At 68.0% G+C, this 14,478-nt stretch carries 8 protein-coding genes and 3 pseudogenes; 5 read left to right on the top strand and 6 right to left on the bottom strand.

Translation table 11 applies throughout. The features are described 5' to 3' along the window. Positions 1-2 precede the first annotated feature (2 nt). Positions 3-973 (top strand): annotated as a pseudogene (locus ACZ4O3_RS40640) (IS630 family transposase). Here ACZ4O3_RS40640 and putP read toward each other — a convergent pair. After that, entirely contained in the window at positions 970-4,554 is a 3,585-nt protein-coding gene (putP, locus tag ACZ4O3_RS40635) for a sodium/proline symporter PutP (RefSeq protein ID WP_467727329.1), read from the bottom strand. The pseudogene ACZ4O3_RS40640 and the gene putP sit on opposite strands and share 4 nt — an antisense overlap. 171 nt (positions 4,555-4,725) lie before the next feature. After that, on the bottom strand, positions 4,726-4,944 hold the full coding sequence (locus tag ACZ4O3_RS40630; RefSeq protein WP_362713884.1) for a hypothetical protein: 219 nt from the start codon (positions 4,942-4,944) through the stop codon (positions 4,726-4,728). Positions 4,945-7,355: 2,411 nt separating this feature from the next. Between ACZ4O3_RS40630 and ACZ4O3_RS40625 the strand changes: the two genes are divergently transcribed. Beyond that, positions 7,356-8,099, top strand: coding sequence for an IPT/TIG domain-containing protein (locus ACZ4O3_RS40625; protein WP_362713887.1), 744 nt, complete (start codon positions 7,356-7,358; stop codon positions 8,097-8,099). A 355-nt stretch (positions 8,100-8,454) separates the two neighbouring features. Next, positions 8,455-9,468 carry an IPT/TIG domain-containing protein gene (locus ACZ4O3_RS40620; RefSeq protein WP_467727327.1) on the top strand — a complete coding sequence of 338 codons (1,014 nt, stop codon included), beginning with the start codon at positions 8,455-8,457 and terminating at the stop codon, positions 9,466-9,468. A gap of 34 nt (positions 9,469-9,502) precedes the next feature. On the opposite strand, the pseudogene ACZ4O3_RS40615 reads toward ACZ4O3_RS40620, so the two are convergent. The 4 genes and pseudogenes from ACZ4O3_RS40615 to ACZ4O3_RS40600 all read right to left on the bottom strand — a co-directional run. After that, a pseudogene (locus ACZ4O3_RS40615) lies at positions 9,503-10,691 on the bottom strand (IS110 family RNA-guided transposase). A gap of 519 nt (positions 10,692-11,210) precedes the next feature. Beyond that, the gene (locus ACZ4O3_RS40610; RefSeq protein ID WP_467727325.1) at positions 11,211-11,483 is read right to left on the bottom strand and encodes a hypothetical protein; all 273 of its coding nucleotides are present in this window, start codon (positions 11,481-11,483) and stop codon (positions 11,211-11,213) included. Positions 11,484-11,536: 53 nt separating this feature from the next. After that, entirely contained in the window at positions 11,537-12,025 is a 489-nt protein-coding gene (locus ACZ4O3_RS40605) for a hypothetical protein (protein ID WP_467727323.1), read from the bottom strand. Between the two features lie 1,255 nt (positions 12,026-13,280). Next, positions 13,281-13,490, bottom strand: a pseudogene (locus ACZ4O3_RS40600) (telomere-protecting terminal protein Tpg); the annotation flags it as partial. A 202-nt stretch (positions 13,491-13,692) separates the two neighbouring features. Here ACZ4O3_RS40600 and ACZ4O3_RS40595 point away from each other — a divergent pair. Both ACZ4O3_RS40595 and ACZ4O3_RS40590 read left to right on the top strand, forming a co-directional pair. Next, entirely contained in the window at positions 13,693-14,001 is a 309-nt protein-coding gene (locus tag ACZ4O3_RS40595) for a transposase (RefSeq protein ID WP_467727322.1), read from the top strand. Then, a partial coding sequence (locus ACZ4O3_RS40590; protein ID WP_467727320.1) for an IS3 family transposase occupies positions 13,998-14,478 on the top strand: 481 nt, incomplete at its 3' end. The genes ACZ4O3_RS40595 and ACZ4O3_RS40590, both read left to right, overlap by 4 nt.

Here is a 14,478-nt window from a genome sequence, read left to right as displayed (position 1 = left end):
ATATGTGTAGCCCGGGACGGCCGGGACGGCCGGTGGCCGAGGTGACGTTGACCGACGACGAGCGCGGGGGACACTGGTGCGCGGGTCGCGGCGGGCGACCTCGGCTCAGGCACTGGCTCAGCGGTGCCGGATCGTGCTGGGTGGCGCGGAGGGAAAGTCGAACCAGCAGGTGGCCGCCGAACTCGGCATCTGGCCGCAGACGGCGGGCAAGTGGCGCCGCCGTTTCCTGGAGCCTCCATGGCGGCGGAGAGCGGCTTGTCGAAGTCCACCGTGGGGCGGATCTGTCGCACGTTCGGACTCAAGCCGCACCAGGTGGACACCTTCAAGCTGTCCAACGATCCGCAGTTCATCGACAAGGTCCGCGACATCGTCGGCCTCTACCTCGACCCGCCGGAGAAGGCACTGGTCCTGTGCGTCGACGAGAAGTCACAGATCCAGGCGCTGGATCGCTCGGCTCCGGTGCTGCCGATGATGCCGGGCATGCCCGAGCGGTGGACCCACGACTACGTCCGCCACGGCATACCACCCTGTTCGCCGCGCCGGACGTGGCCACCGGCGAGGTGATCAGCTCCATCCACCGTCGCCACCGGGCAGCGGAGTTCAAGAAGTTCCTTGCCAAGCTGGACAAGGAGGTCCCCGAGCACCTCGACGTCCACCTGGTCCGCGACAACTACAGCACCCACAAGGCGCCCACGGTCCGCAAGTGGCTTCAGGCCCACCCCCGCTTCCACATGCACTTCACGCCCACCTACTCGTCCTGGCCCAACCAGGTCGAGCGGTGGTTCGGCCTGCTGACGGACAAGCGGACACGCCGCGCAGTGCACAGGAACCTCCAGGCCCTGGAGCGCGGCTTCCGCGCCTGGATCGCCCAGTGGAACACAACCCGAAGCCGTTCATCTGGACCAAGGACGCCGACGAGATCCTCCAGCGTGTCGCGACATATCGCGAACGAATTCCCGGCGCGGGACACTAGTCGATCGCGTCGGCCGCAATGACCTGCTCCGTCCAGATGACCTTGCCGGTCTTCGTGTAACGAGTGCCCCACCGGCGGGCCACCTGGGCAACGATCAGCAGGCCCCGTCCCCCCTCGTCGGTGGTACGTGCGTGGCGCAGGCGGGGCGAGGTGCTGCTGGCATCGGAGACTTCGCAGATCAGACCGCGGTCCCGGATGAGGCGCAGGCAGACCGGCCCGGTCGCGTGGCGGATGGCGTTGGTCACCAGTTCGCTGACGATGAGTTCCGTGGTGAACGTCAGATCGGGGATGCCCCACTCCGTCAGTTTGTGAGCCGCGAGGTCGCGGGCGTGCGCGACGGCGGCCGGATCGCTGGGCAGGTCCCAGGAGGCGACGCGGTCCGGGGCCAGGACCCGGGTCCGGGCGAGAAGCAGGGCCGCGTCGTCGGCAGGCGGACTCGTCAGCAGGCTGTCGATCACTCGTTGGCCGGTGCCCGTCAGGGTCGGCGGGGGCGCCGTGAGGGCATCGCCCAGCCGGGAGAGCCCGACGTCGATGTCCCGGTCGACGGACTCGATGAGGCCGTCGGTGTAGAGGGCGATGAGGCTGCCGTCTTCCAGCTCGGTCTCAATGGACTCGAAGGGGAGGTAGCCGAGGCCGAGCGGTGGTCCGGCGGGCAGGTCCAGAATGTCGGCGGCGCCGTCGGGAGCGACGATCATCGGGGGGAGGTGACCGGCCCGGGCCATGGTGCACCGCCTGCTGACCGGGTCGTAGACGGCGTACAGGCAGGTGGCGCCCAGGAACGCGGTGCCCGTCGCCTCACCCTCGGCCTCCAACGGCGCATCCATGTCGTGCGCTCCCATGAGGCCGATTACCAGATCGTCCAGATGGGCCAGCAGTTCGTCCGGAGAGAGGTCGAGGTTGGCGAGCGTGCGTACCGCAACGCGCAGGCGGCCCATCGTCGCCGCCGCGTTGATACCGTGCCCGGCCACGTCACCGACGACCAGCGCGACCCTTGCCCCGGAAAGCGGGATCACGTCGAACCAGTCGCCGCCCACACCGCTGGGGGCATCGGCCGGGAGGTACCACGAGGCCACGGCGAGAGCGGACCCTCCCGTCAGGTCTTGCGGAAGCAGGTAGCGCTGCATGGAGCGGGCTGCGGTGCGTTCGCGGGTGAAACGGCGTGCGTTGTCGATGCACACCGCGGCACGGGAGACGAGTTCCTCGGCCAGACGTACGTCGTCCTCCTCGAAGGGCCCCAGCCTCCGTGATCGGGCGAAGGTCGCCACGCCCAGGGTGACGCCGCGTGCCCGCACCGGGACCACCATCGCCGAGCGGAAGTCGTAGTCCAGGAACGAGGCGCCCAGCGTCTCGTCCACGGTCACCCACGGGCTGTCGGTGCGGTCCAAGACCCGTTCGACCAGCGTCCTGCTCTCCATCAGACAGCGGGTCACGGGCGACGACGGGGCTCGCCGGACCGTCTCCCCCACGGCCAGGGCTGCCTCGGGACAGCCCTCGCGTACCGACTGCTGCGCCGCCCGTCGGATGACGGGCGCCATGCCGATCGGCCCGGGTGCCGGCTCCTCACCCCTCATGACCGAGTCCAGCAGGTCGACGGCGACGAAGTCGGCGACGGCCGGTACAGCGTCGTCGGCCAGTTCCTGCGCGGTCCGCGTCACGTCCAGGGTGCTTCCGATACGGGCAGCGGCGTCGTTGAGCAGCGCCAGACGTTCCTGGGCCCGCCATCGCTCGGTGACGTCGATGATCATGTACCAGATGCCCACGTTCCGGTCGTGGCGGTCCTTCATCGCGAAGAAGGAGGCGGAGATCGCGCGACTCCGATCGTGCACCGCGTAGCCGGCACCTCGGTACTCGTAGTCCATCACCGGAGCACCGGTGCGAAGAACCTCGCGCATCTGCTCCTCGAAGGCATCGGCCTCGGCTTGCGGCAGGACCTCCGCCATCCGCCGTCCCAGCCGCCGTTTGAGGGGGATCTGGCGGGCCAGTGGCTCGTTCACCCAGACGTACCGCAGATCCGTGTCGAGGACGGCGATACCGACCGGTGCGTGGCTGAGGAAGGGTGTGAGCATCAGCTGGCTCACCCCGCCGCCCGGCATCCGCCAGAAGGCCCGTTTCGGGGGCCGACCAACGAACCTGCCGAAGATCAGTGCCGCGACGGTGGCGACCAGGACGCCCGGAATCATCTCGTAGACGCCCGACCAGAAGGGGCCGTGCAGCGGCTTGACCACACGCCACAGGAGCACCGTGACTGCGCCGGACACGATCCCGGCCATGGCCCCTGCCCAGGTCATGCGCGGCCAGTACAGCGAGAGCAGGACCACCGGGCCGAAAGCGGCCCCGAAGCCCGCCCAGGCGTACCCCACGATCCCGAGCAGCCCGCCGCCCCTGAGCGCGATCACGGAGGCCACGAGGGTCACGACGACGACGACGGCGCGACCCACCCACACCAGTGCCTCGTCCGAGGCGCGCCGCTTGAGGAACGCGTGGTAGAAGTCCTCCGTGAGGGCGACGGACGAGACGAGGAGCTGACTGTCCGCGGTCGAGATGATCGCGGCGAGCACCGCGATCAGCATCACACCGGCGCCCCACGGACTGAACAGCGTCCGGCTCAGAGCGATGTACACCGTCTGCGGGTCATGGAGCGGCGTGCCGAACTGCGCGATGCCCAGCAGGCCGACCACTGTGGCACCGGCCAGCACCACGACCACCCACCCGGTCTCGATCCGACGGGCCGCGGGTACGGCACTGGTACTCCGGATGCCCATGAACCGGGCCAGGATGTGCGGCTGCCCGAAATAGCCGAGGCCCCATGAGAGCAACGAGATGATCGAGACGGCGCCGAGCGGCCCGACGCCTCCCGACCACCGTCCATTCGCGAAGTCGACCGTGGCACCCATGTCCAACAGGCTGGGCGTTTTGCTGTCGAGGGCGTCACGAAGCGCACCGAGGCCGCCGAGCGTCGCGATACCGACGACGGGGAGCACGAGCAGGGCGAGGAACATCAGCGTGGCCTGCATGACGTGCGTCAGGCTCACAGCCAGGAAGCCGCCCAGGCAGGAGTAGACGACGATCACCAGGGCGGTCAGGGCCACCCCGAGCCCGAACCCGGCACCGAAGATGCGCCCGAACAGTAGCCCGCCGGCCACCAGCCCACTGGCGACGTAAACGGTGAAGAACACGAGGGTCACCGCAGCCGAGACCATCCGGAGCATCCGGGTGCGGTCCTCGAACCGCTCCTCCAGGTAGGCCGACAGGCTTACCGCGTTCCCGGCGCGCTCCGTGTAGGTGCGCAGCCTCGGCGCGACGAACAGCCAGTTGAAATATGTACCGAGCACCAGGCCGATCGCGATCCAGCTGGCCCCGATACCGGCCGCATACACCGCGCCGGGGAACGCCAGGAACAGCCAGCCGGACATGTCGCTCGCTCCTGCGGACAGGGCAGCGACGAACGCGGGGAGCCTGCGGCCGCCAAGGGCGAAGTCGGCGAAGGTGTGCGTACGGCGGTAGGCCCAGACACCGGTTCCGATCATGACGGCCACGTACACGAGGAACGTGGCCACGATCGGCGCACTCAAGTCGGACATGATGCCTCGCCTGCGAGGTGAATGAGCACGGGACTACAACCGCACGACCGACAGTCGTGATCCCTACAAATCTACAGATTCCGGTCGCCGTCGGCGGCCGGTGCCACCCGCGTCGGGGCCGGCACGGGCACTGTGCCACGCCGAGGCCGAAGAAGACCGCCATCGCGGAGATCAGGTACGAAAGCACTCTCCCTTCGGCATGGGCAGGCCGATCAGGAGCAGTGTCACATCGTCGTCATGCGTGGCCATGTCCGGCAGGAGCGTCTTGATCAGCAACCCGCTGACCTTGCCGGGTCTCGCCAGGTCGGCCTCGTGCGGTCTGCGTCGCTGCTCATCAGTTACCTGTTCCAGCACTACGGGCTCGCCGAGCCCGCTCAGATCAGCCGTCACGGTTCGATCATCGCGAGCGGTTGGTCCGAACCTGAACGAACCCGGATCAGCACCTGCGCACAGCAAGTCCCGATTCCAGTGATCTGATCTAGGGTGGCCCTCGCCCAGCCTCTGTTGATCCGGCGCCGTCGATTCGAGCGATCCCACTCGACTTCGAGATCTACTGAGATGCCAGCCATACGGTGTACCAGTCATGGAAGTCCGGTCCTTAGGCCGGACCGCCCCACGACGAGTCGTCGAGCCACACTTGTCCGGCATTTCTGCCCGTGACGACGAGGCGAGAGAACATGCCGCATCCGATCTCACCGAGGACGAGCGTCACCGCGACCGAGTAGTCGCTGTCGCCTCCTCTGCCCGGCCCCGGCCGGTCCTTGGTATGCGGGAACGGGGCAAGCCAGGAAGCCGACTCGCACGCACTCGGCCCGAACGTCGTGCAGGGCCTCTTCCTCGTCCACTGTCTCCGCCAGGCCCAGCAGCCCGCAATCCGGTCCCGCCCCGCCGCCGGCGACCATACTGAGGAAGTCCCGGTGGGACGCGGGAAGAGTGACGCTGTGCAGTTGCCCTGTGGAGCAGATCGCCGCCTCCGACAGGGGCGAATGAAGCCGGTATCCGTGGTGAGGGGCGCCGAAGCGGCGGTTCTGAGGATCTTCCCGGGCCATCGCGGCGACACGAGAACCATTTCCAGGTCCCGCTCGGGACGGTGGCGTCAGACGGGGACGAACACCCTGCCGCAGCAGTCCGCGTGACCTGCCCTGCCGTGCCGCCGTGGGACGGTGCAATGCAGGCAGGAACCACCTCCCTGAAGACCGTCCTGGCAGCGGGCCCGGCAAACGAGGCACCGGGTCGCCTGCCAGGACGGTCGCACCAGTTGGAAGGCGGATGGGCGGGACGGCCAGGCCGCGACCCGCGCGACGCGTGGCTACGTCCGGTGAAACCCAATGCACGCGCCTCAATGTCGCCACAAGTCAATGCGCCTACCCCGATCAGGAGCGGAGGTGACGTACCGCTATCGTCCCCGTGATCGGGCCGTGGGGCCCGGCCAGGCGGGGAGGGGCAATCATGGGGATCTTGCAAAAGTGGGGGCGTAAGCGCATGACTCAGGGCGCAATCACAGCTCGGCAGCGAGGCGAAACCACTTACGTTCACTGACTGAACAGTGCGATTCAGCAGATCCAGGACCGCTCCACCTCGGTGATCGAGTCCGAAGGCTGGACACTGGCCGGGATCCACGTGGATCCGTCGCGCCCCAGGGAACGCTGGGTGATGACCTTCGAGCACGCTGGGGAGGCGAGCGGGACGACCGCCCAGTCGTCGGAGCAAGCCTGGTATCCGCCTGGCTTCGTGCCGGGCCCCGAGGGGACGAGTGGGAACAGCGTCCCGACTGAGGCGTGGCAGGGGCGGGGCGGTACGCGGCAAGATCGTGTCCGGCGTCCAGCGAGTACGCCTCCCGCGACGGCTGACGCCATCTGTACCAAAGGACGGCTGCCGGCTCGTCGCCGGCTTTCCCGGTGCCCGGGAAAGGGACGTGCGCTGGTTGAACCTGGCCAGTACACATCGGCAGCGTTCACCCGGCATCAAGCTCGCCGTCCGCTACAAGTCGACCGTCCAACTCACCCTCATACGGCAGGCGTTGTGACCACACCTCAAACACGCCCTAGATGCAATTCGCTGCCCTTTACCGCAGATATTGGGGTGTTGTCCGTGGGGGGATTTCAGACCGGTCCGGCTGTCGACGCTCCGGCAGCCGCCCGCCAGAGCCTACGGATCCACAGCGCACGATCTGACACGGATGTTCCTCAATCCCCGGAACGGAGGGCGAGCTCCTCGTACGTGCAAATCCAGTCGCCCTGTATCTGCACCAAGTCGTCGGGGAAGCTGTTTCGCGACATGACTCCATTAGAGCGTGTTCGATTTCTGTTGCACATCAGACACGCCCCGCAGTGGGAGGCCCCCACGCTTCGAGGCGAGCGGACCGCGGGAACCGCTGGGGCGGCCCAGGCTAATTCCAGTTCTGCAGATAGTACTAACAGCTATTCACACGTGCGCCGTTAATGCTCCGCATGTACCCACCGAGCGCTCGACTGAATGGCTGGCATCTTGTCAGAGAGCTTGTGGACATGCCACCCGAATGGGTTAATCGGAGTTGTCCGCTTCGATGGATGTACGACTCTTCGAGCGGATGCGAGCGAGTCGTTGATCCGGCGCCGGATCAGGGGTGTTCGTCGATGGCCCTGCGTATCAGGCAGACGGCCGATACCGCCAAGCCAGCAACTGCGCAGGGCCATCGAACTACGACCTGGCCAGTGGACACGCGAGCCGAGTCGCAATCACCCGAGACGCACGCGAACCCGAACCCGAACGTCCCATCACTGCTCGCAATGTACCGCATTGCGGGTGAGGAGGAACCTCTCATGCCCATCAGCCCGAACCAAGGATCAAGTGGCGGCGGCACACTCGTCACCATCACCGGCACCGGCCTCAGCGGCACCACCGCCGTGCGCTTCGGTACCCGGTCCGCCACCGCCGTCACCAACGTCTCGCCCACCCAGGTCACCGCAGTCTCCCCGTCCGGCAACGGCTCGGTCGGCGTCACCGTGATCACCCCGGGAGGGACGAGCAACCCCATCCCCTTCTACTACGTCGGAGCGCCGTTCAAGCAGTCCCTCAGTCCGTCCTCAGGGTCCACCGCAGGCGGCGGGACCGTGACCATCAACGGCACCGGCCTGTCCACTGCCAGCAGCGTCGCCTTCGGCGCCAACACGGCGGTACCGACGGTCGTGTCCGATGGCCAGATCACGGTCGCCGCACCGGCCGGCGCCGCAGGCTCGGTGGGAGTCAGCGTCACCACGGCGGGCGGCACCAACAACGGGCTCTCGTACACCTACGTCGCCGCCCCGACGGTCACGACGGTCACCCCCGCGTCGGGGCCGACGACGGGCGGCACGACCGTGACCGTGGCCGGCACCGGTCTCACCAGCACGAGCGAGGTCACCTTCGACGGGAACCCGGCACCCTTCACCGTGCTCTCCGACACCGCGGTGTCGGCCGTCACGCCCCCCGGGGCGGCCGGTGCCGTCGACGTCGTCGTGACCAACGACGCGGGCAGCGCGACTGCCGCGGACGGGTACACCTACATCACAGGACCCGGCATCTGACCGCCCCTCAGGGGCGAGCCGGCCACAGCCGGCGACCGTCGTCCCGCCCCGGGGCGGACGCGCTGACCGCACAGGGTGCCGCGCCCGCCCCCAAGGCCCCCGGTCCGGAAGTCATCCCGGGCCGGGGGTTCGACCCGCCTGGCCGGTCCCGACCAGACCGCGAGCGTCCTCCCGTCTGGTCGGAGCCTGCGTGATGGGTGGTGGCAGGCGGTGGCGGGCCCCGGTACCTGATTGACGCTCTCTTCCCGGCGCATGCCGGGCGAGCAGGCGGCCCGTGCACCCCGGAAGGCGCCCGGGCCGTCACCGTTGCCCCACCCCTTATGGCCGTATCCGTCCACCGCTGCGAAGAGGCACCATGACGACACCTGCCCTGACAGGCCTGTCTCCCAATCAAGGACCGACCGCGGGCGGCACCACGGTGACACTCACCGGAACCAACCTCGGCGACGTGACAACAGTCCGCTTCGGCACCACAGCAACTGCGTTCACGATCGTGTCCCCCACACAGATCACCGCCACCGCCCCTCCCGGAACCGAGGGAACCGTCCAGGTCACCGCCATCAGCCCCGGCGGCACCAGCGGTGGGCTGAGCTACTCCTACGTCGCGGTGCCGACCCTGACAGCCGTGTCTCCCGGTCAAGGACCCATGATGGGCGGCACCCTGGTGACACTCACGGGGACCAACTTCAGCCCAGCGACAACAGTGCGCTTCGGCACTGTAACGGCGGCGTACTCGGTCCTGTCCGCCACGCAGATCAGCTCCGTCGCCCCCTCGGCCCCTGCCGGAACGCCGGGACCTGCCCAGGTCACCGTCACCAGCCCTGGCGGCACCAGCGCAGGGCTGGCCTACTACTACGTCGCGCTGCCGACCCTGACAGCCGTTTCTCCCGGCCAAGGACCCACCGGGGGCGGCACCACGGTGACACTCACCGGAAACAACCTGCTCAACGCCACGACCGTCCGTTTCGGTGCCACAGCAGCTGCGTTCTCGGTCGTGTCGGCCACACAGATCACTGCCACCTCCCCTCCCGGATCCACGGGGTTCGCCCAGATCACGGTCATCACCCCAGGCGGCACCGGAGGAGGGGCTGCCTTCCAATACGTCGCGCTGCCCACCCTGACGAGCCTGTCGCCCAATGAAGGACCATCTACGGGGGGCACGACCGTGACACTCACCGGAACCAACCTCGGCGACGTGACAACAGTCCGCTTCGGCACCACAGCAACTGCGTTCACGATCGTGTCCCCCACACAGATCACCGCCACCGCCCCTCCCGGATCGGCGGGAACCGTCCAGGTCACCGTCATCAGCCCCGGCGGCACCAGCGCGGGACTGGCCTACACCCGGACCGCGCCCCCCGGCATCTGAGCGGCCGAGGCATTCTTGCCTCTTGTTGGTGTTGTCAAGCCGCCGTCGTCACCGGTGGTGTCATTTCGTAGCACCGTCGGTCACGGATGAGAGCCCAGATGACGCCGACGTGTCGGCGCGCGAGGGCGACCACGGCCTGACGTGCTTCTTGCCTTCGGCGCGTTTGCGATCGTAGAACTTCCGCGAGTTCGAGTCGTAGCGGACGCTGATCAGCACGGACGTGTAGAAGACCCGCTGGAGTGCGCGGTGGTAGGCGATCGGACGGTCGGGGTTGCCGCAGATCTTGCCCGAGTCGCGTGGTGCTGGGGCGACCCCGGCGAAGGCGGCCAGGGCGTCCGGGGAGTCGAACTCATCCAGGCTGCCGCCGACGGCAGCAAGGAGCTCGGCACCAAGGGTCGTGCCGATGCCGCGGACGCTCAGGACGATGTCGGCAAGCTCGTGCTCGCGAAACCGGCCCTCGATGAACTTGTCCATCTCGGCGATCTGCTCGTTGAGGGCCATCACCTCCTCGGCCGGAGTGGGGACCAGCTTGGCGATGGTCTTCTCCCCGGGGACAGCGGTCGCTCAGTGGCCTCGACGGCCGCTTCGCCCACATACCTGGCGCTGCGGATCTTGCGGTTGGCCAGCCACTTCGTCGGCCGCGTGGCACTGGTCCGGCGGACCGCGGCCGGAGTCCGGTGGCCCGTCAGCATCCTGAGCGGGCCGGTGTTGGCCATGTCCAGGGCCCGCTCCAGGGCCGGGAACATGCTCAGCAGGGTGCCGCGCAGGCGGTTGACCGCGCGGGTGCGGTCCTCGACGAGGTCGGCCCGGCGGCCGGTCAGGAGCTTGAGCTCGATGGCCGCTTCGTCGCCGGGGCGGATGGGCCGCAGGTCGCGCCGCATCCAGGCGTGGTCGGCGATGACGTAGGTGTCACGGGCGTCCGTCTTGCCCTGGCCGCGGTAGCCGTCGGACGCCCGATTGACCAGCCGGCCGGGCATGTACAGGACCTGCTGGCCGTGGCGGACGAGCAGGGCCAGCAGCAGCACGGGTTCCCCGCCGGTCATGTCGATGGCCCAGGTGACCAATCGGTCGTCGGCCAGGTCCAGGACATCGCCGATCAGCTTCAGCGGCTCCGGCTCGTCGTCGGCGAACCGTCGGGACAGCAGCGTCTTGCCGTCCGCATCCAGGGCGAGGCCGTGATGGTGGCCCTTGCCGCTGTCGATCCCCACCCATATCCAGCTCATCGTGCTCCTGACGTTGCTCCTGCCGAAAACCTCATCCGCCCAGCTCAGACGGTATGTTGGTACTCGTGGCGGATGCTGCCGAGTCGTTCCCGTCTTCGGACGTCGAGGTGGGTTGTCTGCTCCGGATCGTTGATCGGCACCGGGTGCAGCGGTCGGGCTTTGCCGATGCCCTGATGGGCCGGTGGGTGGTGTAGAAGTCTTCGAACTCCCCTAATGCGTGGAGCAGGTGCCGCTGGTTCCATATCAAGGTGCGGTCCGACAGTTCGCGTCGGCAGGTCTGCACCCACCTTTCCATGACCGAGTTCATCCGCGGCGTCCGTACGCCGCTGAGCACGACTTCGATCCCCGCGGCGTTCAGGATGGTGTCGAACAGGGCGGGAACTTCCCGTCGCGGTCACAAATCATGAACCGGGGTCGGCAGCCGGCGTCTTCGAGGTTCATGACGCGGCTTGCGTCCCCATGTGGCGGTCGGGTGTGCGGGGGCGCCGACGATCCGGGTCCGGCGGCCGGCGTGTTCGATTACCGCGGACACATATAGCCGCGCCCCGGGCGGGGTGACCGTCTCCAGGAGGTCGCATGCCAGCAGGGCGTCGGCTTGGGGTGAAGGAAGCCCGTCCAGGTACTGGAGGTCCGTTCGGGCGCCGCGTCGATTCCGGTCTCCTTGAGGATGTCCCAGACGGTGGAGGCGGCCACCTTGATCCCGAGATCGAGGAGTTCGCCGTGAATGCAGCGGTATCCCCAGCTGGGGTTCTCCCGCGCGAGGCGCAGGACCAGGGCGCGGATGGAACGCACGGTCCGCGGCCGTCGCGGGCGCTTCGGCCGGGACGTGGCGGCGTGGCGGCGTACTACCAGGTCCCGGTGCCAGCGGAGCACCGTGTCCGGCCGGACACCAACCGCACCCTGCGCAGCGCCTCCACCGGGAGTCGGTGGAGCAACGCCGCCAGGAACGCACGGTCGCTCGGGGAGAACCGCACTCCATCGTTGCCGAGTTGGCGTTCCAGCACCATGATCTGATGGCGCAGGGTGAGGATTTCCGCGTCCTTGTCCCGGTCGCTCATCAGCAGCAGGCGGAGCCCTGCGAACGCGTTCGTCACGGTCAGGTAGGCCCGGCCCTTCTGGCCCGCGCCGACCGGGGTTTCGCCCGGTTCCTCGCCCAGCGAGGCGAGGAACCGGGACGACGAGGCCTGGTGACCGCCTGCAGTCCCGGCGCTCAGGCGCTGTGGCCGTAGCTGTACGCCGGGGCCCTGATCGGCCCTCGCCCCGACCGGCAGGACCGTGTGGAGGTGATCCGGACGCCGCGGTATCGCTGCGCCGTCACGGCGCACAATAGGCAATGGGAGTAATGGAGTACTCCTGGGTGGTCGAGGTGTTGTGGAAATTGACGGTCCAACTGTCGTCGGCATTCGAGCTCGTAGTCCGAAAACTACCAACGGGGATGACCTCGTCGCCCGCCAACCAACCGCCGGAAATTGCCTTCTGACCGACCGGACAGAAGGCAACCACAGCCGTCGTCGCCCCCGGTCCGAGCGTCGTCGTCTCTCCGAATACGGGAGTGACGTCGGCGGTGCCGGAGGGCCCTTGGGGTCCGGCAGTCCCGGTCTCACCCTGAGGACCGGCAGGACCGGCGGGTCCAGCAGTCCCCGTCTCACCCTGAGGACCGGCAGGACCGGCCGGTCCAGCAGTCCCCGTCTCACCCTGAGGACCGGCACTCCCGGTCTCACCCTGAGGACCGGCAGGTCCGGCGGTTCCGGTCTCACCCTGAGGACCGGCAGGACCGGCGGGTCCAGCAGTCCCGGTCTCACCCTGAGGACCGGCACTCCCGGTCTCACCCTGAGGACCGGCAGGTCCGGCGGGACCGGCGGGTCCGGTTTCGCCCTGGGGACCCTGGGGGCCCTGGGGGCCCGGCTCGCCGCACAGCGGCACGGCACTTGAGACTTCGACGTAGCGGGCAGCCACCCAGCCCGAGCGTTCCGCAAGCCTGTACCACGTTGTGTTGCCATCGACGCTCGTGCCGCGTGACTTGCACCAAATTCCGATCCGCGCGCCCCTGGAGTAATGACCCAGCTCGGCAGAGCGAGCCGTCGGCAGGGCGCGGATGCTCAAGCCGTTCCTCGCCGTGACGGTCCCGCGAACCGAGGCCAGGGAGGGGTCCCGCTGCGCGTTTGCGGGCGTAACCCCTGACAGTGCGCCGCCTTTTATCCCGTGAGCTGCCGCTACCGGCCCTGACAGCCCACAGGACAGACCCAGACTCACCGCTCCCAGAAAAAACGATGAAACGACAATCCTTCGCATTACGAACCACCACGCCTTCCACCGCGTGTGTGTGACTAGGGAGACGTGAAGAGAAAAGCGTATATACCGCTGAGAACCCCGTTACGACACGACCAGGATCGAACGATTCCTTTCCTGACGCGGTTCGGTTGGAACTTCGACGCCTACAACTACGGGTGCCACGAGGGTGAATTGTGAGGTCCATCGCCGTGTCGCCCCGATCGAGAAGAGCCCGCCTCGGAGATTGCGGACGGGCCTCCGCTCGTAGGCCATCAGGACTGCCTCGCTGACGGCACCTCACATGGCACGTGCCGCGGGCGGCTGCCACCGCTTCTTGACTGGTCTCCAGGCGTGAGGCGAGGTCGGGCGGGGCTTTTTGATCTGGTCCTTCACGTATCGCTCGACGGTGCGCTGGAAGATCCGCAGCATCTGGGCGACCGCCTTGGTGCCCTTGTACTGCTTGACCAGGTCCCCGTATCTCGCGCCGGCCGACTCTTGTCCCGGCTCACCAAGCCGTCGACACCGGATGCTCCAGTAGCCAACTCACGCGCTCACTCGCCAAGCGAAGCTCTCAAGTCACAAACCGGGCTCGTGGGCTGTTCGGGGTGCGTTCGCTACAGGTCGAACTCCAGGTGCTCGATGTCCGTGAGGCGGACTTCCTCCAGGGTGGGCTTGATCCGCTTTGACGGACATCCGAGATCAGGGGTTCTGCCCCGGGAGGATGTCCATCATGGAGAGCATGGGGAAGAAGAAGCCTCGGCCTCGCCGTTCGTTCACGCCGGACTTCAAGGCCGAGATCGTCGAGCTGTGCCGGCGTGGTGACCGCTCGGTCGGTCAGATCGCCAAGGACTTCGACCTGACGGAGACTGCGGTGAGGCTGTGGGTCAGCCAGGCCGAGGTCGACGCGGGCGAACGCGACGGCCTGACCAGCAGCGAACGCGAGGAGCTGGCCGCGCTGCGGCGGGAGAATCGCCGGCTCCGTGAGGACGTGGAGGTCCTCAAGCGTGCGACGGCTTTCTTCGCGAAGGAGACCCGGTGACGGTGCACCCGTTCATCGAGGCGGAGAAGCGTGCAGGTCACAGCGTCAAACGAGCGTGTGAACTGCTGGAGGTCTCCCGAACCGCCTTCTATGCCCGCCGCACCGGCAGGCCCGGTCCGCGGGCGGTCCGTGACGCCGAGTTGACCGGGCAGATCACCGAGGTCCACGCCAAGTCCCGTGGCACCTACGGCGCCCCACGCATCCATGCCGTCCTGAAACGCGAGGGCGCCCTCTGCGGACGCCGCCGCATCGCCAGACTGATGCGAGCGGCGGGCCTGGAGGGCCGCCACCGCAGACGACGGCATCTGACCACCATCCCCGACCCCCGCGCCGCCGCCCGGCCCGATCTCATCTTGCGGCAGTTCGATCCCGACCCAGCCGGTGTCGACACCCGCTGGTGCGGCGACATCACCTATGTCCCGACCGAGGAGGGCTGGCTCTATCTGGCCACTGTCATCGACATCGCCTCCCGCCGGG

Source organism: Streptomyces sp. NPDC026515 (assembly GCF_055567595.1).
This window is presented reverse-complemented; position numbering and strand designations above follow the sequence as displayed.